20 protein-coding genes and 1 pseudogene are annotated in these 20,497 nt (G+C 71.4%); 13 read left to right on the forward strand and 8 right to left on the reverse strand.

Annotated features, from left to right (window positions below; translation table 11 throughout):
* Positions 1-53: 53 nt before the first annotated feature.
* The 4 genes from ABZ312_RS35660 to ABZ312_RS35675 form a co-directional block, all read right to left on the reverse strand.
* On the reverse strand, positions 54-896 hold the full coding sequence (locus tag ABZ312_RS35660; RefSeq protein ID WP_499511657.1) for a DUF4097 family beta strand repeat-containing protein: 843 nt from the start codon (positions 894-896) through the stop codon (positions 54-56).
* A gap of 92 nt (positions 897-988) precedes the next feature.
* On the reverse strand, positions 989-1,513 hold the full coding sequence (locus ABZ312_RS35665; protein ID WP_500439511.1) for a toxin-antitoxin system HicB family antitoxin: 525 nt from the start codon (positions 1,511-1,513) through the stop codon (positions 989-991).
* 244 nt (positions 1,514-1,757) lie between these two features.
* Positions 1,758-2,264, reverse strand: a complete 507-nt coding sequence (locus ABZ312_RS35670; protein ID WP_500322145.1) for a hypothetical protein — start codon at positions 2,262-2,264, stop codon at positions 1,758-1,760.
* 8 nt (positions 2,265-2,272) lie between these two features.
* Positions 2,273-2,950 carry a type 1 periplasmic-binding domain-containing protein gene (locus tag ABZ312_RS35675; protein WP_500322147.1) on the reverse strand — a complete coding sequence of 226 codons (678 nt, stop codon included), beginning with the start codon at positions 2,948-2,950 and terminating at the stop codon, positions 2,273-2,275.
* 173 nt (positions 2,951-3,123) lie between these two features.
* On the opposite strand from ABZ312_RS35675, the gene ABZ312_RS35680 reads away from it, so the two are divergent.
* The 3 genes from ABZ312_RS35680 to ABZ312_RS35690 all read left to right on the forward strand — a co-directional run bounded on the left by ABZ312_RS35680 (position 3,124) and on the right by ABZ312_RS35690 (position 7,530).
* Positions 3,124-4,332, forward strand: coding sequence for a HupE/UreJ family protein (locus ABZ312_RS35680; RefSeq protein WP_500322149.1), 1,209 nt, complete (start codon positions 3,124-3,126; stop codon positions 4,330-4,332).
* A 130-nt stretch (positions 4,333-4,462) separates the two neighbouring features.
* Positions 4,463-6,388 carry a purple acid phosphatase family protein gene (locus ABZ312_RS35685; RefSeq protein WP_500359862.1) on the forward strand — a complete coding sequence of 642 codons (1,926 nt, stop codon included), beginning with the start codon at positions 4,463-4,465 and terminating at the stop codon, positions 6,386-6,388.
* Positions 6,389-6,459: 71 nt separating this feature from the next.
* Positions 6,460-7,530 carry a COG1470 family protein gene (locus ABZ312_RS35690; protein ID WP_500322152.1) on the forward strand — a complete coding sequence of 357 codons (1,071 nt, stop codon included), beginning with the start codon at positions 6,460-6,462 and terminating at the stop codon, positions 7,528-7,530.
* Between the two features lie 163 nt (positions 7,531-7,693).
* Here the strand turns inward: ABZ312_RS35690 and ABZ312_RS35695 are convergent, their stop codons facing one another.
* Positions 7,694-8,209 (reverse strand): VOC family protein, encoded by a 516-nt coding sequence (locus tag ABZ312_RS35695; RefSeq protein ID WP_500322154.1) that lies wholly within the window; start codon positions 8,207-8,209, stop codon positions 7,694-7,696.
* 281 nt (positions 8,210-8,490) lie between these two features.
* Between ABZ312_RS35695 and ABZ312_RS35700 the strand changes: the two genes are divergently transcribed.
* The 5 genes from ABZ312_RS35700 to ABZ312_RS35720 all read left to right on the forward strand — a co-directional run bounded on the left by ABZ312_RS35700 (position 8,491) and on the right by ABZ312_RS35720 (position 14,514).
* Positions 8,491-10,665: a phosphocholine-specific phospholipase C gene (locus ABZ312_RS35700; RefSeq protein WP_500359860.1), complete on the forward strand. Its 2,175-nt coding sequence runs from the start codon at positions 8,491-8,493 to the stop codon at positions 10,663-10,665.
* 688 nt (positions 10,666-11,353) lie between these two features.
* Entirely contained in the window at positions 11,354-11,641 is a 288-nt protein-coding gene (locus ABZ312_RS35705; RefSeq protein WP_500322157.1) for a hypothetical protein, read from the forward strand.
* A 186-nt stretch (positions 11,642-11,827) separates the two neighbouring features.
* Complete coding sequence (locus tag ABZ312_RS35710; RefSeq protein ID WP_500359859.1) at positions 11,828-12,232, forward strand: RidA family protein; 405 nt, start codon at positions 11,828-11,830, stop codon at positions 12,230-12,232.
* Positions 12,233-12,265: 33 nt separating this feature from the next.
* Entirely contained in the window at positions 12,266-13,219 is a 954-nt protein-coding gene (gene sigJ / locus ABZ312_RS35715; protein ID WP_500322159.1) for an RNA polymerase sigma factor SigJ, read from the forward strand.
* A gap of 98 nt (positions 13,220-13,317) precedes the next feature.
* Positions 13,318-14,514, forward strand: coding sequence for an NAD(P)/FAD-dependent oxidoreductase (locus ABZ312_RS35720; protein WP_500322160.1), 1,197 nt, complete (start codon positions 13,318-13,320; stop codon positions 14,512-14,514).
* A gap of 76 nt (positions 14,515-14,590) precedes the next feature.
* On the opposite strand, the gene ABZ312_RS35725 is transcribed toward ABZ312_RS35720, so the two are convergent.
* Together ABZ312_RS35725 and ABZ312_RS35730 are read right to left on the reverse strand one after the other, a co-directional pair.
* Positions 14,591-14,911, reverse strand: a complete 321-nt coding sequence (locus tag ABZ312_RS35725) for a hypothetical protein (protein ID WP_500322162.1) — start codon at positions 14,909-14,911, stop codon at positions 14,591-14,593.
* A 132-nt stretch (positions 14,912-15,043) separates the two neighbouring features.
* A complete protein-coding gene (locus tag ABZ312_RS35730; RefSeq protein WP_500322163.1) occupies positions 15,044-16,057 on the reverse strand; it encodes a DUF1259 domain-containing protein in 1,014 nt (337 codons plus the stop codon).
* 305 nt (positions 16,058-16,362) lie between these two features.
* On the opposite strand from ABZ312_RS35730, the gene ABZ312_RS35735 reads away from it, so the two are divergent.
* The 3 genes from ABZ312_RS35735 to ABZ312_RS35745 all read left to right on the forward strand — a co-directional run bounded on the left by ABZ312_RS35735 (position 16,363) and on the right by ABZ312_RS35745 (position 18,462).
* Entirely contained in the window at positions 16,363-17,151 is a 789-nt protein-coding gene (locus tag ABZ312_RS35735; RefSeq protein ID WP_500439512.1) for an aminoglycoside phosphotransferase, read from the forward strand.
* 258 nt (positions 17,152-17,409) lie between these two features.
* Positions 17,410-17,730, forward strand: coding sequence for a hypothetical protein (locus tag ABZ312_RS35740; RefSeq protein WP_500322165.1), 321 nt, complete (start codon positions 17,410-17,412; stop codon positions 17,728-17,730).
* A 258-nt stretch (positions 17,731-17,988) separates the two neighbouring features.
* Positions 17,989-18,462 carry a VOC family protein gene (locus tag ABZ312_RS35745; RefSeq protein ID WP_500322166.1) on the forward strand — a complete coding sequence of 158 codons (474 nt, stop codon included), beginning with the start codon at positions 17,989-17,991 and terminating at the stop codon, positions 18,460-18,462.
* A gap of 225 nt (positions 18,463-18,687) precedes the next feature.
* On the opposite strand, the pseudogene ABZ312_RS35750 reads toward ABZ312_RS35745, so the two are convergent.
* A pseudogene (locus tag ABZ312_RS35750) lies at positions 18,688-18,894 on the reverse strand (Imm51 family immunity protein); the annotation flags it as partial.
* Between the two features lie 405 nt (positions 18,895-19,299).
* Between ABZ312_RS35750 and ABZ312_RS35755 the strand changes: the two are divergent.
* Positions 19,300-19,518: a hypothetical protein gene (locus ABZ312_RS35755; protein ID WP_361647688.1), complete on the forward strand. Its 219-nt coding sequence runs from the start codon at positions 19,300-19,302 to the stop codon at positions 19,516-19,518.
* A 603-nt stretch (positions 19,519-20,121) separates the two neighbouring features.
* The gene (locus ABZ312_RS35760; protein WP_500439513.1) at positions 20,122-20,391 is read left to right on the forward strand and encodes an Imm21 family immunity protein; all 270 of its coding nucleotides are present in this window, start codon (positions 20,122-20,124) and stop codon (positions 20,389-20,391) included.
* Positions 20,392-20,497: the final 106 nt, after the last annotated feature.

A 20,497-nucleotide genomic window follows, 5' to 3' on the forward strand; every position in this document is an offset into this window, starting at 1 on the left:
TCCATTCGAAGGCTGAAGTGGGTGGGGGCCGGCGCGGGTCGGGGTCGTGGTGCTCAGACCCGGGCACGGCGGATGTCGATGTTGCCCCAGCGGGTCCGGGCGTGGACCTCGACGGTGTCCTCGGTCGCCTCCGGGGTCCCGGACGCGGTGAGCGTGTTGCGGACCTGCCCGCGCTCGGAGCTGACGTCGAGCCAGGCGGCGGTGCCCTCGCGGACGCCGACCTCGATGGCGCCGTAGGAGGTCTCCAGCTGGACGGTGCCGCGGGCGACCTCGGCGACGCGCAGGTTGCCGTGGGCGACGGTGGCCGTGACCGAGCTCTCGGCACGCTCGACGTCGACGTTGCCGTGGGCTCCGCGCACCCGCAGTTCGCCGAGCGCGGCGCCGACGGTCGTGGTGCCGTGCGAGTTCTTCAGGACGGCGGGACCGTCGAGGGTGCCGACGCGCAGGCTGCCGGAACTGGTGGTGATCTCGGCCGTGCCCTCGATCCGGTCGACGGTGATCGAGCCGTGGGAGGCGGTCAGCTGCAGCGGGCCGGTCGTGTCGAAGCGGACGTCGTTGGACGAGGTCTTCACCCGGACCTCGCCGAGCCGGCCCTCGCCGAGCACCTGGGTCCAGGAACCGGTCACGTTGACGCGCGAGCCCGTGGGCAGTTCGACCGTCACGTCGACGGCGCCGCTGGGCCCGATGAGGTAGCGCTCCTTGGTCCTGACGGTGAGGGCGCCGTTCGCGTAGGTGACCTCGGTCTGGCCGGCCGCCCGGACGTCCTTGTCCCGCTTCGGGTCGCGGGGCAGCACCTCGACGACGGTGTCGGGGCGGTCGCCCGCGGCGAACCGGATGGAACCGGCGCCGACGTGGGCGGTGACGGAGATCGGTTCGGGGGTGTCGAAAGAAGGCATGGCTGTCCCGTCCTCTTGGGTCTTGGGGTCGTCCCCGCTGGTGGGACGTGGTGTGGGTGACGTGGAGCGGGTGCGGGTGCGGGCGGGCCCGGCTAGCGCACCCAGCCCGTGAAGCTCTGTCCGATGGTGCGGGTCTTCTCCGTCGTACGCCGCTGCGGGCCGCCGTCGACCGCGGCCGACACGGCCCGTACCAGCCACGCGTTGACCGACAGGCCCTCGCGGTTGGCGGCCTCCTCGGCGCGGGCCTTGAGGTGCGCCGGCAGGCGCAGGTTGACGCGTGCGGTGCCTCCCTCGTCGCCCTCGGCCGGGGCGGGGGCCGGGGCCTTGAGCGGTTCGACGGGCGCGTCCACCCGGTCCGCGGGGCCGCCGCCGGTGGGCGGCAGCGTCACCACGAAGTCGGGGTCCAGCCCGCGCAGCCGTACGTCGACCGAGCCGGGGGCGAGTTCTCGGGTGATCTCGTCCATCGCGGCGGAGAGCACGTTGAGCATGGTCAGGCGGGTCGCCGACTCCAGCGGAGCGGTGAGCCGCTCGGCCAGCTCGCGGGCATCCTCCCCGCCGGCTTCGGCGGCCACCGCGAGTTCACGGCGGAGGGTGTCGACATACGGGGTGAGGTCCATGACGTCATAGTGGCACCACTATGGCGCCATGCGCAAGCCTGAAGGGTGCCGCATGGTGCCCACCCTGTGGTGTAGCCGCTCTGACCTGGTGAAACGTGATGACGGTGGCCTGAGCCATGATGACGCCACATGTGCGCGATGTGCCATGGATGGCGCTGGATGGTGCTACGTGGCGCCAGATGGTGCCACCAGGTAGTGCCAGGTGGCGCCAAGAGCTGACCCCGCCGGTACGCCCGCCCCGCGATCAGCCCGCGCGCTCCAGGGTGACGGTGCTGCGCACAGGCGTGGCCCGCCACATGGCGGCCAACTGCGGGTAGGACCGGATCAGGCGGAGCGTCTCCGCGAGCGCGGCGGTCCTGGGCGCGCCGATGGCGTGGTGGTCGAATCCGGTGTCCTGGAGGCCCAGGTCGTCCAGTTCGGCCCACGCCGGATCCTCGGCGCAGCAGAGCTGCAGCTCAACCTCCCAGTACCCGGGTTGCCGGTGGGGGTCGTTGCGGTTGCCGCCGGTGTCGTGGACCGCGAGCAGCCGCCCGAACGAGAGCGCGGGCAGGTCGTCGTTCCAGTCCCACCGGCCCCATGCGGCGATGAAGCCGTCGCCGTCGGCCTCCTCGACGCCCTCGACCTCGATGGCGAGGAACTCGGCGAACGACTGCCAGGCCGCGTCGACGTCGTGGACCGCGCCGGGCGCGGCGCCGTGGCGGCGCAGGATCCGGGCCAGGGCCTCGTCGGCGGATCGCCAGGGGATGGGCACCGGGGGCGCTATCCCTCGTGCTCGTCGAGCCAGAGGACGATCCCGGTCACACCGCCCAGGATGGCCGCGACGCCGGCGCGGACGGCCGCGGCGCAGCGGGCGGGGGTGAAGGTGGCGGGGTCGTACGTCGAGGACATGCCCAGACCCTCACCGCGGAACGACGCGCCGGACCAGTCGACGGCGGTGACGTTGGCGGTGGGCTCGGCCAACTCCGCGCCCACCACGAGGAACTGCTGGGAGAGGTGGTTCGGGGTGACCGTGGCGAGGGGGTCGATCAGGTCGTTGCCGGCGCTGACGATGAGGTCCGGATGCATGTCGAGGGCCCGGGTGACGTCGGACAGGAGGTCGGCGGGGTGGTCGGTGACGACCGTCCTGAGGTCGACGTGCTCGGCCTCGGCCCACTCCTTGACCGCGGTCGCCAGCGCCTTGGCGGGGCGGTCGTCGCCCGCGGTCAGCAGGACGACGCGGTAGCCCTCCGAGGGGTGGACCCCGGACCAGGAGCCGGGGCGCGGGGTGGCCGTGGCCTCGGGGGCGGGCGGGGCGGCGCGGTCGACGAACCCGGGGCCCGGGGTGCCGACGGCGCTGGGGCTGGGGTGCGGGTGTGACCAGTCGTCGCCGGAGCCGCATCCGGTGAGCAGCGCGGCGGCCGCGGCCAGGGTGGCAGCGGCGCGAAGCGGGGGGCGCAAGGCGATCGACCTCCGGGTGGTGACAGGTGGTGCCGCCCCCATCCTGCAATCCCGTTCCCGTCGTCTCATCCGGGGGGGCGCCGTTGTCGAACTTGTTTTCTCACGATTCGCCGACCGGCCGGTTCCGGTTCACCCGTGACGTGCACGGTGCAGTGGCAACCTGAAGGAGCCACATGTCACATCGCGTCCGCCGCACCCTCGTCGGGATCACCGCGGCGGTGATCGCCTTCCTGGGTCTCGGGCAGCAGTCCGCGCTCGCGCACGGCTTCACCTCGACCGTGTACGTGGACGTCGCCCCGGCCGACGGAGGCCGCATACGGACCACGCTGCAGCTCGAGTACGACCTCTTCGTCGTGTCCGCCGCCGACTACCAGCACGACGACACCCTCTTCCGCGAAGGGACCGCCGCGTTCGACGCCGGCGACGCCACCGCCCAGGCCGCGGCGCTGGAGGCGCACGCGACGTCGGCCGTCGCGTACGCCACCGGGCGTTTCACGGTGAGTTCCGACGGCAAGGCCTGCACCCCCGCCCAGGCCGGAGGCTTCACGATGGGCCGCCGGGAGGGCGTGCCGTACGCCACCCTCCGCCTGGACTGGAACTGCCCGCAGGGCGAGGACCGCGAGGTGCGCAGCGGGCTGTTCCCCGATTCCGAGGGCTACGTCAAGGGCACCAAGACGATCGTCACGTACGCGGTCGACGGCAGTTCCGGCAGTGCCGCGCTCGACGCCGAGCACCCGTCCTTCTCCATCGGCCAGTCCTGGTACGAGCGGTTCTGGGAGTTCTTCCGCCTCGGCGCCGAGCACCTGCTGACCGGGATCGACCACATCCTGTTCCTGCTCGCCCTGATCGCCGGATCGCGGCGGCCGCGCGAGATCGTGCTGGCGGCCACCAGCTTCACCCTGGCGCACTCGGTGACGTTCATGCTCGCCGCGCTGGGCGTGGTCGACGTGCCCGCGCGCATCGTCGAGCCCGTCATCGCGCTGTCGATCGCCGTGGTCGCCGGCTGGTACCTGTGGCGGATCTGGCGGCGCGGTGACCACGCGACCGACCTCGAGGCCGCCGGGCAGGGGCATTTCAGCCTGGACCGGGCCGGATGGACCCGCCTCGGCGTGGTGTTCTGCTTCGGCCTGGTGCACGGCCTCGGCTTCGCGGGCGCGCTGGGGATCGACGAGGCGTGGTCGTGGACCCTGCTGTGGTCCCTGCTGGTGTTCAACGTCGGCATCGAGGCCGTCCAGCTGGCCATCATTGCCGTCGTCTTCCCGCTGCTGCTGGTGCTGCGCCGCCGGTCGGCGCGGGCCGGGCTCTGGACCACGGGCGCGATTTCCGCGGGGGTGTCCGTCATGGGGCTGGTGTGGTTCGTGCAACGAGTGTCCGGATTCTGAGACTACGTCCAGGACACGTGTGAAGTTCAACTATCTCGGGGCTCGCATTTATGTTCGCTTTACCTGCCGAGGTGAGCGTGGGGGTCTCCACTCGATGCACACGATTCGTGCACAGAAGGAAAAGACAAAAATGAGATCGAGCAACTCCTCGCGGACCTCCGGGTCCGCGCGGCGCCGTGTGGCCACCGGGGCCACCGCGGCGTTCCTCGGCCTGACGGTTGCCCTTGGCAACGGGCTGGTCACCTCGGCGTCCGCCGCCGACACCGCCACCCTCAGCGGCATCGTCCTCGGTGTCGGCGCCAACGAGGCCCAGCGCACCGTGACCTGGTACTCCTCCGCCGACACGGCGCAGCAGATCCAGCTCGCCCCGACCGCGCAGGTGGCCGACGGCCAGTTCCCGGCCGGTGCCGCCACCTTCGACGCCATCGGCGCGGCGAACATCGCCTCCAGCGGCGGCTACAACCGCCACGCGACGATCACCGGCCTGAAGGAGAACACCCAGTACTCCTACCGCGTCGGCAGCGAGGGCAACTGGTCCTCCACGTACTCCTTCAAGACGCAGGACTTCGAGGGCGAGTACGACTTCCTGTTCTACGGCGACCCGCAGATCGGCGCGTCCGGCAACCTGGCCGCCGACCAGGCCGGCTGGCAGGACACGGTCGACGTCTCGCTGCGGGCCAACCCGAACGCCGAGATCCTGGTGTCGGGCGGTGACCAGGTCGAGACGGCCAACACCGAGTCCCAGTGGAACTCCTTCCTCGCCCCCGACGGACTGCGCCAGTACCCGTGGGCCGCCACCATCGGCAACCACGACGTCGGCGGCAAGGCCTACGAGCAGCACTTCACCACCCCGAACACCGACCGCTCGGCCCCGTACTACGACAACGGGAACCCCGCGGGCACCAAGTCGGGCGGTGACTACTGGTACATCTACAAGGACGTGCTGTTCATCGACCTGAACAGCAACAGCTACAACTCCGCCAACGGCGGCGGTGACGCGGCGCACGTCAACTACGTGACCGACGTCATCAACAAGCACGGCAACGAGGCCAAGTGGAAGGTCCTCGTCTACCACCACGCGATCTACTCGCCGGCCTCGCACGCCAAGGACGGCGACAACAAGCAGCGTCGTCAGGACTTCCCGACCACGTTCTCCAAGCTCGGCGTGGACCTGGTCCTGCAGGGCCACGACCACAGCTACTCCCGCAGCTACCTGATCAAGAACGGTGAGAAGGAGAACCCGGCCGAGCAGCCTGGTGCCTCCGACGTGTACCCGGGTCCCGGCGGCGTCCTCTACGTGACGGCCAACTCCGCCTCGGGCTCGAAGTACTACGACATCACCAAGCCGGACAGCAGCGGCACCAGCGGCGCGGGCAACGGCGCCGACCCGCTGAACCCGGACAACTACTGGTACAACTCGGTCCAGAACCAGGAGCACGTCCGCACCTACGTCAAGGTCCAGGTGCGCAACGACAAGCTCGTCGTCGAGAACGTCCGCAGCGCCGCCAACGGCGCCGACCAGCCGGTCGGTTCGCACGTCGACGACGTCACGGTGCACCCGTACCACGGGGACAAGCAGGACCTGCAGGTCAACGTCCCCAACCCGGCTCCGGGTGAGTTCGGCTGGACGATCGACGGCTACAACGGCCTGGTGGACCTCGGTACCGCCAAGGAGCAGAACGGCGACCACTTCGTCGCGGGCGGCAAGATCAACCCGATCCTCGTCTCCGACAGCCGCCGTTCGCTCGCCCCGTGGTCGATCTCGGCCAACGTGGGCGACTTCAAGGACGCCGACAAGACGTTCTCCGGCTCCTACCTCGGCTGGACGCCGTACGTCCTGGACGGCGGCGCCGGTGCCGCGGCCGGTGACCCGGTGACCTCCGGTTACGACGACCACGGCCAGGGCCTGTCCGTCTCGCGTGGCCTCGGCTCCGCCGAGCAGGGCCACCCGCGGGGTTCCGCCAAGCTCGGCGCTGACCTGGATCTGAAGATCCCGGACAGCGTCGAGAAGGGCGGCTACCGCGCCACCCTCACGATCACTGCGCTGAGCAGCTGACCGTACCCGTTTGACGGCGGGGCAGGCACCGTCGGTGCCTGCCCCGCCTCCCGCTCCAGGAGAACCCCGACATGCACCCGTCCGCACCGCGCCGCACGACGCCCCTCGCCCGCACCGCCGTCCTGGTCCTGCTCGCGGCCCTCGCCCTCGTGGGCCTCCACGCCGGCCCCGCCCGTGCGGCCGACGGCGACGTCACCTGGACGGTCAGGACGGCCGCGAACGGGTTCGGCAACGACCGGTCCAGCTACAGCTACACCGCGAACCCCGGCGGACAGGTCAAGGACGCCATGGTCGTGGCCAACCGCAGCACCTCCGCGCTGCGGCTCGCGCTCTACGCCGCCGACGGCTACACCACCGACACCGGGCAGCTCGACCTGCTCACCAAGGACAAGAAGTCCGTCGGGATCGGCGCCTGGGTCCACGCCGACCGCGACAGCGTCGAGATCAAGCCCGGCAAGACCGCCGAGATCCCCTTCACCGTCACCGTTCCGGACAACGCCACCCCCGGCGACTACGTGGGCGGCATCCTGACCTCGCTCAAGCAGTCCGACGAGGCCCAGGGCATCAACGTGGACCGGCGCCTGGGCATCCGGGTCAAGCTGCGGGTCAGCGGGGAGCTCAAGCCGAAGCTCGCCGTCGAGGACCTCCACCTCGACTACGACGGCCCGGCCGGCCCCTTCGCCTCGGGCGACGCCACCGTCACGTACACGATCCACAACACCGGCAACGCGATGCTGTCGGCCCGCCAGTCCGTCTCGGTGGCCGGCCCGTTCGGATGGCTGCGGGCGAAGGCCGGCGACATCCCCGCGCCGCCGGAGCTGCTCCCCGGCGAGAGCTGGAAGGTGAAGGTGCCCGTCCACGGCGTCGCACCCGCCGTCCGCCTCACCGCGACCGCCACCCTCACCCCGATGCTCACCGACGCGTCGGGCTCGATCACCCCGCTGGACCCGGTCGAGGCCACCGCCCACGGCTGGGCCGTGCCCTGGGTGCTGGTCCTGCTGATCGTCCTCCTCGCCGCGGCCGTCGCCGCCGCGATCGTCCTCACCCGCCGCGGCCGCACGCGGCGCAAGCAGCGCGAGGACACCCGCGTCCGGGACGCCGTGGAGAAGGCGCTCCGCGACAAGGAGACGCAGAAGGGCTGACCCCGGGCCGTCAGTCCGCGAGGACGGCGGGGCCCCGGGGCCATGAGGCCTCCCGCCCCGCCGCCAGGACCCGAAGACGCGCCGGAGCCGGGCCGACGGCCGCCGGGTGGTCTTCCGCCCGTTCGGTCGACGCCCGGCACCCGTGCGGGAGGGGCCCGCCGCGTCAGAGGATGTACTCCCCGAGCGCGTAGCCCTTCCGCTCCGTGATGAGCTCGATCCTGAGCCCGTTGGGGTCGGCCAGGAACATGCTGTCCGCGACCTCGGTGGGGAAGGACGCGTACGGCAGGCCCCGCTCGTCGAGGCGGGCCTTGACCATGTCGTAGGCCTCCTGCGTGACCGCGAGGGCGACGTGGTGGCCGCCGCCCACCGTCTCCGCGTAGTCGGGGTGGGGGTGGCCCGGGAAGTCGAAGAAGGCGAGCATGTTCTCGCCGCCCATGTCGAAGAAGAAGTGGGTCGATCCGCGGTAGTCGCGGTTCTCGATCAGGTCCACCAGCGGAAGCCCCAGTACGTCCCGGTAGAAGAGGATGGTCTCCTCGACGTCCCGGGCGATGAACGCGGCGTGGTGGACCCCCTGGGTGGTGGGTGCCGGGCGTTCCTCGGCCGGGAGGAGATAACGGTCCCTCAGTTCCGCCTGGCGCTCCAGGATCGCCTGCAGCTCCTCGCCGTGCGGCTGTGCCATGGTCGTGACTCCTCATCCTGGGGGCGGCGCGGACGGGCCCCGGGGCGACGGTATTGGGCCCGCCCTGCTCCCATCATCGCTTGACGTGTCAAGCAAACATAGAGGCATTTATTTGACACGTCAAGGATTCGGGAAGGGGTCCCGGCTTCCGGCAGGCCGAGCGGCAGGGGGGCGGGCGCCTCGGCCCGTCCATGTCCGCGCCCGGTTCCCGACACCTGTGGGCAAGGACGCAGGATCAAGGTCTCCAGGTAGTTGTATCTCCCAACCGGAGGTTTTGAGCCATGTCCTCAGTGTCCCGGAGAGACTTCCTCGGCACCGCCGCGACCGTCGCCGGCGCGGCCGCCATCGGCGCCACGCTGCCCGGCGTGAGCGCCGCCGCGACCCCCGCCCAGGCCGGGCCCGTCCCGCGCGGCCACGGCCACGGCCACGCGCACGGCGACATCCGCGACATCAAGCACGTCGTCGTGATCATGCAGGAGAACCGCAGTTTCGACCACTACTTCGGTGCCCTCAGGGGCGTACGCGGCTTCGGCGACCGCGCGACGATCCAGCTGCCCGGCGGCGGCTCCGTGTGGCAGCAGCCCAAGACGCCGACGGAGGGCGCCGAGACCCAGTACCCGTGGCGGCTGAGCGGCGCGAAGTCCTGGAGCGGCCCGACCCCGCCGAGCGCCGAGCTCGGCGCCGCCAACTACGGCGGCACCAGCCACGGCTGGACCGACCAGCACGGCGCCTGGTACGGCGGCCTCATGAACGGCTGGTATTACGCCAAGGGCGGTCCCACCACCCTCGGCTACCTGGACCGCAAGGACCTGCCCTTCCACTACGCCCTCGCCGACACCTACACCGTCGGCGACGCCTACCACTGCTCCGTGCTCAGCGCGACCGGCCCGAACCGCACCTACCTGTGGGGCGGCACCATCAACGCCGACAAGAAGCACGGCGACTTCACCGCCAACGACGGCGGCGACGAGCGTGGCAGGTTCCTGCCCTGGGAGTCCTACGCCGAGACGCTCCAGGAGGCCGGCGTCAGCTGGCGCGTCTACCAGTGCGCCGACGACTACGGCGACAACGGGCTGGAGTACTTCGGCACCTTCGCCAGGCTCGACCCCACCCAGGGAGGTCAGGCCGCCCCCGGCAACGTCTATTACGACAACGGCGTCAAGGACGTCCCCGAGCCGGTCACCGGCCTCGCGGGCAACGCCGACAACATCAGCGCCGCGATCCGCGCGGACGTGCTGGGCGGCACGCTGCCGCAGGTCAGCTGGGTCGTCAACAACCAGTTCTTCTCCGAGCACCCGGTCACCGCGCCCAGCAACGGCGGGTACTTCCTGCGCGGCGTCCTGGAGGCCCTCCACGCCGACCCGGACGTCTTCGACTCGACGCTGGTGATCGTCAACTACGACGAGAACGACGGCCAGTTCGACCACGTCCCGCCGCCCGTCCCCGCCCCCGGGGAGGCCGACGAGTTCGTCTCCGGCACCATGGGCCAGTACGGCGTCACCGAGCCCCTCCCGGTCGGCCTCGGCTTCCGCGTGCCGCTGCTGCTCATCTCGCCCTGGACCCGCGGCGGCTGGGTGACCTCGGAGGTCTCCGACCACACCTCGGTCATCCAGTTCCTGGAGAAGTGGACCACCGCCCTCGGCACGCCTGCCATCTGCCCCAACATCAGCGACTGGCGGCGCGAGGTGTGCGGCGACCTCACCAGCGCCCTCGACTTCGCCTCCCCCGTCTACGGGCTGCCCCACCTGCCCGACACCGGTCCGCTCGTCCCCGAGACCCGGTACACCCCGCTGCCCGGCGACAACGCGATGCCCACGCAGGAGAAGGGCACCAAGCGGGCCCGCCCGCTGCCGTACCAGCCCAGCGCCAACCTGACCGGCTTCGCCGACGGCGCGGTCGAGCTGGAGCTCGGCAACGAGGCCCCCTTCGCCACCAAGGCGAGCCACTTCTCCGTCCACAACAACCTCGGCGGGTTCCCCTCGCTGGCCGCGTACCCGGCCGCGTTCCCCGGCCAGTACACCGTCCCCGCGGGCGCGCGGGTCACCGGCACCGGCCCCGTCGGCTCCACCGCCGGCGACACCGCCTACGACCTGACGGTCACGGGCCCCAACCGGTTCCTGCGCCGCTTCACCGGCGACACCGCCGGCGCCGGCAAGGACCTCGTCGTCGAGGCCCGCTACCACGACGGCAGGGCGACCGCCCACCCGAAGCTCAAGCTGTGGCTGCGCAACGACGGCCGCAAGCCGGTGACGTTCACCGTCACGCACAACCACTACATCCACGGCGCCCCCACGAAGGTGCGGGTCGCCCCGCACGGCAAGGAGGCGTGGACGGTCAACCCGCTGGAGGTCAGCGACGGCTGGTACGACGTCACCGTCACGGCCGACTGCGACCGCACCTGGTCGCAGCGCTTCACCGGCCACCTGGAGACCGGCCGGGCCAGCGTCACCGGCTGACCTGACCTGACCTGACCTGAACGGCCGGGGACGGGCGACCGCCGTCGCCCGTGCCCGGCCGCGGCCGCGTCCGTGCCCGGCGTCCCGGCCGCGGTCAGATGACGGTGAGCGTCAGGACAGCCGTGTAGGTGCCGGGTGGCGTGCCCGTCGGCGCGTCGAGGTCCAGCCGGGCCCCCACGTCGGCGGCGCCGGGGCCGGCCCCGGTGGACGTCCTCCCGTTGCGCGGGACCGGAGAAGCGGGTACGGCCCTCCCGGGCGGCCCCTCCTGGACGCTGCGCGAGGAGGCGGACCCGGCGATCGTGTGACGCGGCCGGGCGCGGTCCGGACCGCCGGCGACGGAGGGTGACCGTGACCCCCGGGTCCTGGCCAAGGGCCGCCGGTGGGTGAACGCCCGCCCCCGGCGCCCGGAAGATTTCCCACAGCGCCCTCGCATAGCCCCTGACCTGCGAAGAAGCGCCCGCCGCGGCGCTGCGCCGCGGCGCTTTCTTTTGACTACGGGCCCCACCCGTGTCACGGTCATGTCCTCGGCGTTTGCCGCCTTGCATCACGGCGTCCCTGCCCGGTGAGCGAGAACGCGTGGGTCACGTGGCCCTCGTCCTACCGGCTCCAGGCACACGAAGCCGGTTCGACGACGGTCGGAAATGGCACGGCCGTTGTCCACCAATCTTCACGTACGAAGGAGATTGACATGCGTGCAAACATCACCGTCCGCCGGACTGTCGCCGCAGCGCTGGCGGCACCGTTGCTCGCCGTCGTCGCGGCGGGCACCGCCGACGCGGCACCACAGATCACGACCTCAGCCCTCCAGACGGCCCCGACCAGCTACGTCCAGGGCGGCGGTGGCTTCGGCGGCATCGGCGGCTTCCGCGGCAACGGGTTCTACGGCAACAACTTCTACGGCGGTTTCGTCCCCGTCGTCGTCGTCCCCGTGGCCGTCCCCGTCGGCGGCTTCGGCGGGTACTTCCCGTTCCGCTGAGGGCTCCCCGCCCCACCGACCGCGGCACACCCCGACCGGCCGGAAGTCCCGTGGCGAACCGCCGCGGGACTTCCGGCCGGCGGGCCGCCCTCGCCCCGCTCCTGTCACACCCCCACGACGGCTCCGGTCTCAGCTGTCGGCCCCCGTCCACGCGGGGCCGGTCCAGTCGACGACGAGGAGAGCACCGTGACCGTCCGGTCCAGGGAATTCAACTTCGGCATGCCGTGGGAATCGCTCTACGGGTACAGCCAGGCCGTACAGGCCGGCGACACGCTCTACATCTCGGGGCAGTTGTCCCACGACAGCGCCGGAACCTTCATCGGGACCGGCGACTTCGAGCTCCAGATGAGCACGACCCTCGACAACCTCGACCGCGTGCTGGAGCACTTCGGCGCCGGCCGCGACCAGATCGTCGAGACCACCGTCCTGGTCAGGGGCCTGCGCGACCACTTCGACACCGCCGCCCGCCTGCACGCCGCCTACTGCGGCGACCACCGCCCCACCAGCACCGTCATGGGCGTGTCCGACCTGGCCCTGCCCGACCAGCTCGTGGAGATCGGCGCGGTCGTCCGCCTCGACATCACCCACTGACCGGACACCGGACGCGGGGCTAGGATCCGGGCCATGGCCCTGACCCTGCACGACGTGGACCGGTTCGAGGCCTCCAGGCCGCGCCTGGAGGCCGTCGCCTACCGGCTCCTCGGCTCCGCGAGCGAGGCCGAGGACGCCGTGCAGGAGACCTTCCTGCGCTGGCAGGCCGTCGACGTCGACCGCATCGACGTCCCCGAGGCGTGGCTGACCAAGGTGCTCACCAACCTGTGCCTCAACCAGCTGACCTCGGCCCGGGCCCGGCGCGAGACCTACGTGGGCCAGTGGCTCCCCGAACCGCTGCTCGCCGGTGACCCGATGCTCGGCCCGGCCGACACCGCCGAACAGCGCGAATCCGTCTCGTACGCGGTCCTCGTCCTGCTGGAGCGCCTCAGCCCCAACGAGCGCGCGGTGTACGTGCTGCGGGAGGCCTTCGACTACCCGCACCGCGAGATCGCCGGGATCCTCGACATCACCGAGGCCGCCAGCCAGCAGATCCACCACCGCGCCAGGAAGCACATCGCGGACGGCAAGGCCCGCAAGGCCGGTACCGAGGTCGACGAGGCGGCCACCCGGCGGGTCGTCGAGGAGTTCCTTGCGGCCGCCACCAGCGGCCGGACCGAGCCGCTCGTGCGGCTGCTCACCCAGGACGTCGTCGCGGTCGGCGACGGCGGCGGGAAGGTCCCGGCCCGCGCGAAGGCGTTCGAAGGCGCGCTCGCCGTCGCGAAGTTCCTGCGGGGCCTGTTCAAGCCCGGCACGGCCAAGCGTGCCCTGGTCGGCGGCTCGGCCGAGATCCACGCGACGACCGCCAACGGCGGCCCCGCCCTCGTGGCGGTCGTCGACGGCCGGGTCGTCGGCGTCATGTGCCTGGAGGTCACCGCCGAGGGCATCGCCGCCGTACGCAACCAGGTCAACCCCGACAAGCTCCGGCGCGCGACCGGGCGATGGGCGGCCGGCGACCACGGGGAACCTCTGCTCCACGCCTTCTGACCCCGGTGTGACGTGCTTCACATCGCGTTCCTGTCAGGAAACGGCGGCCCGCCCGGTTCAAGGGGCGAACCCGCTGGAGAGAAGACAGGAGCCAGGACATGCAGCACCGCATCGTCGTCCTCGGAGCCGGATACACCGGAGCCAGCGCCGCCGGGCGCCTCGCCAGGCGGCTGCACCGCGAGGACGTCGCCATCACCCTCGTCAACGCGGAGCCCGACTTCGTCGAGCGCGTCCGGATGCACCAGCTCGCGACCGGCCAGGACCTCACCACCCGGCCCCTCGGCGAGATGTTCGCGGGCACCGGCGTCGAACTGAAGGCGGCGAAGGTCACCGGCATCGACCCCGACCGCAGGACCGTCGCCGTCCACGGCGCGGACGGCGCCGGGGAACTGACCTACGACACCCTCGTCTACGCCCTCGGCAGCGGCTGGAAGGACCAGGGCGTCCCCGGCGCCGCCGAGCACGCCCACGAGATCGCCGGCCGCCCCGGGGCACTGCGGGTGCGCGAGCGCCTGGCCGCCCTGGACGCCGGACGGCCCGTGCTCGTGGTCGGCGGCGGCCTCACCGGCCTGGAGGCCGCGACCGAGATCGCCGAGGCCCGCCCGGACCTCGCCGTCGCCCTCGCCGCCCACGGCGGCCTCGGCGACTGGCTCTCCGGCAAGGGCGCCCGGCACCTGCGCAAGGTCGTCGACCGGCTCGGCATCACCGTGCACGAGCACACCACCGTCACCGCCGTGGCGGCCGACCACGTCACCACCGCCGACGGCACCTCCATCCCGGCCGCGGTCACCGTGTGGACCACCGGCTTCGCCGTCCACCCGATCGCCGGGGCCACCACCCTGGAGACGACCGGCACCGGCCGGATCGTGGTCGACGGCACCATGCGCTCGGTCTCCCACCCGGACGTCTACGCCATCGGCGACGCCGCCCTGGCGATGGGCCCCGGCGACAAGCCGCTGCGGATGTCGTGCGCCTCGGGCATCCCCACCGCCTGGCAGGCCGCCGACGCCATCGCGGCCCGCCTGACCGGCGGCAAGCTCCCCAACACCCCACTGCGGTACTTCAACCAGTGCATCTCGCTCGGCCGCAAGGAGGGCCTGATCCAGTACGTCACCGCCGACGACCGTGCGGTCAGCGCGGCCCTGACCGGACGGCTCGCCGCCCTCTACAAGGAACTGGTCTGCAAGGGCGCCGCCTGGGGCGTCGCCAACCCGACGATGGGCCTCCCCACCCGCCGTCGCCGCGTCATCCCCCGGCCCGCCCCGTCCGGACCCGCGGTCCGGACGCCTGCCTGACCCGCACCGCACGCGCCGTCCCGCCGCGGGGGAGCCGCCCCGCGGCGGGACTGCGGGGCTGCGTGCGGCCGGCGGATCAGGAGTTGGCGATCAGCGCCGCCGTCGGCAGCAACGTGCCCAGGACGCTGAGCAGCCAGTAGGTGCGTGCGGACAGCGCCGTCCGGACGGCGAGGGGCCGGTTGGCCACCCACCAGAGCACGGCGTAGAGGAGCACGACGGGCCCGAAGAGCAGCAGCCCGGGCAGGATGCCGTCGTTCTCCGTCGGCTCCCGCACGGTCAGACCCAGGTCGGCGAGCGGCCAGTTCGCGGCGAGGTACCAGAGCATCCACATCGGCACCACTCCCGGGATCCCCAACAGCAGATTCACGCCCAGGGCGGTGTACCACCGTCTGGTCATCCCCGTCGCCCCTCCCCGTGATCGTCCGTGGAGACGGTACAACGAAGGCGGGCGGAGCCGACCGCCGCAGCCGCAACGGACCTCCCGCGCGGAGCGGCGGTCGGGCCTCCCGTACCCGCTGCCGGCCGGGCGTCAGCCGATCTCCACCGCCATCCCCTTGACGTTGGTGGCGTCCAACGCCTTCCGGATCCCCTTGGCGAGCTTGACCGCGTCACCGACGGCCCAGAAGTGGACGAAGAAGAGCCGCGGTTCGTCCGTCAGCCCGTGGTTGTGCAGCTCCACGAGTTGGCACCCGGCACGCCTGAGGGCCGCCAGGACGTCCTGGACCTCGCTGGCGATCATGGCGCAGTCGCCGCTGACCGCGGCGCGGCCGTTGCCCAGCGGCTGGTAGTTGATCGCACTGGTGGATCCGAGGCCCGGCGGCAGGACCATACCGGCGTCGGTGATGGTCTCCCGGCGCACGAAGGTGTTCTTGTAGACCCCGTCGTCGATGCCGCCCTTGATGCCCATCACCTTGTCGATGGTGGCGACGTCCATGTCGAGCTTGCGCGGCACGGTGTGGTCCGGCCGCCCCGGCGGCGGGGCGCCGGTCCGGTCGAGCGCCGCACGCAGTCCCGTGGCGATGGCCACGGGGTCCTTGCCGTGCGCGTGGACGTGGACCCACCAGATCTCCGGGTCCTGCGAGAGCAGGTGCTTGTGGATCGCCGTCTGCTCGATCTTGCGCTCGTGCAGCACGTCGGCGAACGACTGCATCTCCTTCTCGGTGACCACCACGTCGCCCATCAGCAGCGTGTTCCCGTCGGCGTAGCGGACGAAGGACACGTGCGAGCCCAGGGCGAGCCCCGGTTTGACGGTGACGCCCTGCGAGACCACCTTGAGGTCCCGGCGCGGCAGACCCGTGTGGTACATGAACTCGCGCCTGATGTCGCCCGTCCGCCCGAGCGCGACGGACACGTCCTTCCAGTCCGTCAGAGCGGTGCGCACGGGCATGACCGACGGGTGGTTGTGCTGTTTCGACGTTCCGGTTGGCGCGCACGCGGAGATCGCCCCGCCCAGCATCGGCGCCAGAGTGGCCGCGGCGAGCAGATGCCGCCGTGACGCACCCGCCTGCGGGTGGGTGTCCTGCTGTCGGTCCTCACGCATCATGTGTGCCTCCTGACGGGATGGAAGCACGACGAGCCACGGACAGACCCCAGCACCGCCAGCACTGCGGCCAGGTGGGTGAAGCGCCCGTCGGCAAACGGGTGAGCAGGCCCGCCGACGGAGCCCGTACGCCCGCCCCGGCCACGCCTGGCGGCCCCCCAACTGCGCCACGACGCTCCGCATGCTCGGCCGGCCGGCGCAGTACAGCGGGCCCGGGCCAGCGAACCCTGCCACGGACCGTCACCGAGGGAAGCCGTGCCGTGTGCACGACGTGGCCCCCCTCCGGCCCGTTCTGGGACCCTCCGACCATGCCGACGCACCGCTTCACCGAGGTCCCCGCCTACGCCTTGGCCCTCATCGAGGAGCACACCGGGCCCGTGCTGGAAGCCGAGTCGGTCCCGACGGGCCTCAATTCGGAAGTCGCGGCCCGTATCCATACGGCGACGGGCGCCGTCTTCGTCAAGGGACTGAGGCTCGGGCATCCACGGGCCTGGACGCAGGAACGCGAAGCGGCCATCGCCCCGCACGTCACGCCGCTGGCTCCGGCCCTCCTCTGGCACACCCGGTGGGCGGGCTGGGACCTCCTCGGCTTCGAGGACCTCGACGGTCCCCACGCCGACTACGCCCCCGGCTCAGCCCACCTGGCTCTCGTCGCCGATGCGATGCGCACCCTCGCGGCCCTGCCGCTGCCCGACCTGCCGCTCAGGACCATGCCGGACCGCTTGCGGGCCCACGCCGGCGACGACGCCGGGCTGTTCACCGGGGACCGGCTGCTCCACACCGACTGGAACCCGCACCACGTCCTCATCGCCGGACGGGCCCGGCTCGTCGACTGGGCCTGGGCCGCCCGAGGCGCCGGGTGGATCGACCCCGCCCTGTGGGCCATCTGGCTCATCGCCTCTGGCCACTCTCCCGAGCAGGCCGAGCAGTTGTCGGCCGAGCACCCCGCGTTCCCCGCCGCCCCGGCACCCGGGCGCGACGCGTTCGCGCGAGCGCAGCACCGGCTCTGGGACGAGATCGCCGGCGACTCCCCGAACGAGTGGACGGCCACGATGCAGACCGCGGCCGCGGCGTGGCACCGGCACCGATGCGGCTGACCGAGCCGCGGTTGCCGTGCGCAGTGCCCAGGAACCGATGTGAACCCCCGCCGCCAGCAGCCGCGTTGATGTGACCGCGGCATGTCCCGGCCACCTCGCCGGCGGCATGAGGGTCCGTTCCTCCACCCGCCGCACGGGTCGGGCGGATCGGTCACCTGCCATGCCCGACTTCGCGGCACGCCGTCAGCAACCCCGATCAGCGCGGCCCTCGGCATTGGTGCGTTCACTGTCCGTCCTTCACCGGGCTGTCGCCCCGGGTTGCGGCGATCCGCGCGCGCCGGCAACATCGGCTGGACGGTCTCCGGCCAGGTCGGCGACTTCACCGGCCCGGCCGGAAGCACCATCGACGGGAGCAGCCTGACCTGGGCCCCCGCGATCGCCGACCGTGGCAATGTCCCGTCCATCACGCCGGGCGCCCCGGTCGTACCCGGCGACGGCAACGGGCTCAAGGAGTCCCGGACACTGGCCACCGGCATCGGCCCCGGCACCGCTGATGCCGGGGCCGGGCTCGACTTCGACGCACCGACCTCCACGCCCCCCGGCACGTACACGGCGGTCCTGACGCTGACCGTCATCTGATCCCCATGCGCACGAGAGCTGACGGCCGCCGGTGCGGTTCTCACCGCACGCCCACCGGGCATGCTCCGGGCGGTCGTCAGCCGGTGTCGGGCGTTGGCAGGTAGGGGGAGCCCCGGCCGTTCCAGTAGCTGATGGGCGAAGGTGTCCAAGCGGCCGCGTCTGCTGTTCGGGCAGCCGGCGAAGGTACACCGATGAGTTCCGCCGGCCAGGCCGGTCTCTCAGTACGCACGCCATCGAGCCACCGACTGGAGACCCACCATGACGAATCCCGCACACCCCGGCCGCATGCTGTTCGTGAACCTCCCCGTAGCGGACCTCGAACTCAGCAAGGCGTTCTTCGCCAAGCTCGGGTTCGGCTTCAACCCGCAGTTCACCGACGAGTCCGCAGCCTGCATGCTGGTCGGCGAGCAGGCCTTCGTCATGCTGCTCAGCCGCGGGAAGTTCGCGGAGTTCGCGAAACTGCCGATGGCCGACCCCACCACGCACACGCTGGCGTTGTACTGCTTCAGCGTGTCGTCCCGCGATGAGGTCGACACGGTCAGCGCCGCCGCACTCGCGGCGGGCGGCTCCGAGGCGGATGCCGCCGAGGACCACGGCTTCATGTACTCACGCAGCTTCTTCGACCTCGACGGCCATGGCTGGCAGGTCATGTGGATGGACCCGGCAGCGGCGGAGCAGGGTCCCGAGGCGTTCGCGGACTCCACCACCCAGGACGCCGCCACACCGGCCTGACCTGTGGATTTCCCACCGCCCGCTCCGGCACGACAGTGGCACGGCATCCGCGCTGGTGACCCTCTCGATGCGATCCATGGGCGGGACGTCCGTTGCGGTCTGCTCGACTGATCTCGTACTGCGGGAAATCCTTACCCCCACGAGATAGGGCCGGGAACGCTGACTTCTGCTGCAGCAACCGCTTCCGCGAGCGTGTGGAGGCGCCGGAGCGCGGGCATCCGTACCGCGGGCGCAGAACAGGCCCGCCTCCGAGTCGTAGTCGAAACGCCCTTCGAGCGCCGGCGCCTCGGTACTGACGAGCCACCGAGCCACACCTTCCCAGAAGTACCCGTTGGGCTCATGACCGAGCTCATCGACTACGCCGCCTACAGTCGCGGCTCCGGCGTCGAGCAAGAGCGAGTACTCACCAGGGGCAGGCTCAAACAGCCTCATCGGATCCAGGGGCGGAGCCTGACAGGTGTCCGCGCTCCACTGCAAAAAGTCGGGCGCCAGCTTCAGGGCGCGGGAGTGTCACGGCTGCGTCTCACTCCGCGAATAGAAACCGCGCTCTGAGCTTGGGAATCACCGGGCCGTCACGGAGGGGGTTGACGCTGACCAGCGCAAACGGCCTCTGGTGATTAATCGCGAGGCGTCGCGCTTGACTGCTCTTGACCGCTGGGATCCGCTCTTTCTGGCACGGATGTGGCACGGGCTTCCATCCGCTCTGACGGGTCGCGTCACCGACCCCGCACCCGACAACACTGTCACTCGAATGGCCCAACATGACGTGCCACCCATATGGGTGAAGATCAAGCTGGCTAGTGCCCCAACCGAGGCAATCTGTGAAAGGCGAACCAAATGCGCATTCGACGAATCCTCGCCACAGTCTTCGCCACGGCAGCCCTCGCCGGACTCGGCCTCACAGGCGCCGCCACCGCCACCGCCACCGCCGGCAGCGTCACCCCGGCCAGCGTCACCCCGGGTGAGTGCACGGACGGCGGCGGAACGATCGATCGGTCGACGCCCGTGCTCCCGACCTGCAGGGGCGGTATGTACGACGGGCAGACGGTCGACTAAACCCCACCAGGGCCCGTTGTGAAAGTGGATCGGCGCCCCGCAGCCACGCGTTGCGGGGCGCTCCCTCGCGAGCGTTCCCCCTCGGCTGACGGCTCAACGTACCTGGAGGCGTGACGATCGCACACGGGCCCGATGAGGTCGGCGGGAGCGGCTTTGGGCTGGAGCTGCCATGGGGCGAGAGATCGGGGCCCGTACGCTGGTCGCGAAGCGGGCAGTCTCTGGACCTGCCCGCAATAGCCCGATGTGGGCCCCGATCTTCGAGGCTCGCCCCATGGTGGCTGCCCAAAGCCGTGGAGCCGACCGGGCCCAGCCACCGCGGGCTACCGTCCACCGCTCGGGTGTGCTCGCTACAGCCGCGCGGCCGGCGTAGCCGGGCCCGGAGCGGGGCGGAGACAAGAGCGTCGGGCCCGGCGGCGAGCCGGGGCCGCGCGCGGCGAGCGGAGCGAGCCGCCTTGATGAAGTAGGGAAAGTCTTACCGCGCTGCGTAGCCGTTGCTCGTGTCTTGCCTGGCTTGCGGGGATCACATGACCACTTTGGCGTTGAGGCATAGTTGGTCACGGTGCCCGCGACAGCGCTGTCGGTGGGCTGCGGCACACTGTGGGCATGAGCACCCCTTCGACTGCCGGAGGTGCCGACCTGTCTCCCCCCTCTCCAGTCTGGGTTGAGTCGTTGGGCGGCCCCTTGATTGTCGTTCCCGTCTCTGCGCTGCCTGCGTGGCGCGGCGCCACCGAGACCGGCGTACTTACTGGAGACGCGACCGCTCCAGACGACTACGACCGGGCATGTGCCGTGGACGACCTCGCAGGCGTGATCACCATTGGTGAGAACGGCACGCAGGCATTGGGGTCTGCTGCACGATCGGGTGACATCTGAACTGGCTTGCCCTGTGGGGCGGGTGGGAAGGATGTCGCTGTGCCCAAGCCCTATCCGGAAGAGTTCCGCCAAGACGTCGTGCGAGTCGCAAGGAACCGCGGCCCGG

This window comes from Streptomyces sp. NPDC006207 (assembly GCF_040613835.1).
Lineage (GTDB): Bacteria > Actinomycetota > Actinomycetes > Streptomycetales > Streptomycetaceae > Actinacidiphila.

What these genes read in the sequence shown, in the direction of transcription:
- ABZ312_RS35660 (WP_499511657.1), bottom strand. Translation starts at nt 896, where the DNA reads ATGCCTTCTTTCGACACCCCCGAACCGATCTCCGTCACCGCCCACGTC.
- ABZ312_RS35665 (WP_500439511.1), bottom strand. Translation starts at nt 1,513, where the DNA reads ATGGACCTCACCCCGTATGTCGACACCCTCCGCCGTGAACTCGCGGTG.
- ABZ312_RS35680 (WP_500322149.1), top strand. Translation starts at nt 3,124, where the DNA reads ATGTCACATCGCGTCCGCCGCACCCTCGTCGGGATCACCGCGGCGGTG.
- ABZ312_RS35685 (WP_500359862.1), top strand. Translation starts at nt 4,463, where the DNA reads ATGAGATCGAGCAACTCCTCGCGGACCTCCGGGTCCGCGCGGCGCCGT.
- ABZ312_RS35690 (WP_500322152.1), top strand. Translation starts at nt 6,460, where the DNA reads ATGCACCCGTCCGCACCGCGCCGCACGACGCCCCTCGCCCGCACCGCC.
- ABZ312_RS35695 (WP_500322154.1), bottom strand. Translation starts at nt 8,209, where the DNA reads ATGGCACAGCCGCACGGCGAGGAGCTGCAGGCGATCCTGGAGCGCCAG.
- ABZ312_RS35700 (WP_500359860.1), top strand. Translation starts at nt 8,491, where the DNA reads ATGTCCTCAGTGTCCCGGAGAGACTTCCTCGGCACCGCCGCGACCGTC.
- ABZ312_RS35705 (WP_500322157.1), top strand. Translation starts at nt 11,354, where the DNA reads ATGCGTGCAAACATCACCGTCCGCCGGACTGTCGCCGCAGCGCTGGCG.
- sigJ (WP_500322159.1), top strand. Translation starts at nt 12,266, where the DNA reads ATGGCCCTGACCCTGCACGACGTGGACCGGTTCGAGGCCTCCAGGCCG.
- ABZ312_RS35720 (WP_500322160.1), top strand. Translation starts at nt 13,318, where the DNA reads ATGCAGCACCGCATCGTCGTCCTCGGAGCCGGATACACCGGAGCCAGC.
- ABZ312_RS35725 (WP_500322162.1), bottom strand. Translation starts at nt 14,911, where the DNA reads ATGACCAGACGGTGGTACACCGCCCTGGGCGTGAATCTGCTGTTGGGG.
- ABZ312_RS35730 (WP_500322163.1), bottom strand. Translation starts at nt 16,057, where the DNA reads ATGATGCGTGAGGACCGACAGCAGGACACCCACCCGCAGGCGGGTGCG.
- ABZ312_RS35735 (WP_500439512.1), top strand. Translation starts at nt 16,363, where the DNA reads ATGCCGACGCACCGCTTCACCGAGGTCCCCGCCTACGCCTTGGCCCTC.
- ABZ312_RS35745 (WP_500322166.1), top strand. Translation starts at nt 17,989, where the DNA reads ATGACGAATCCCGCACACCCCGGCCGCATGCTGTTCGTGAACCTCCCC.
- ABZ312_RS35755 (WP_361647688.1), top strand. Translation starts at nt 19,300, where the DNA reads ATGCGCATTCGACGAATCCTCGCCACAGTCTTCGCCACGGCAGCCCTC.
- ABZ312_RS35760 (WP_500439513.1), top strand. Translation starts at nt 20,122, where the DNA reads ATGAGCACCCCTTCGACTGCCGGAGGTGCCGACCTGTCTCCCCCCTCT.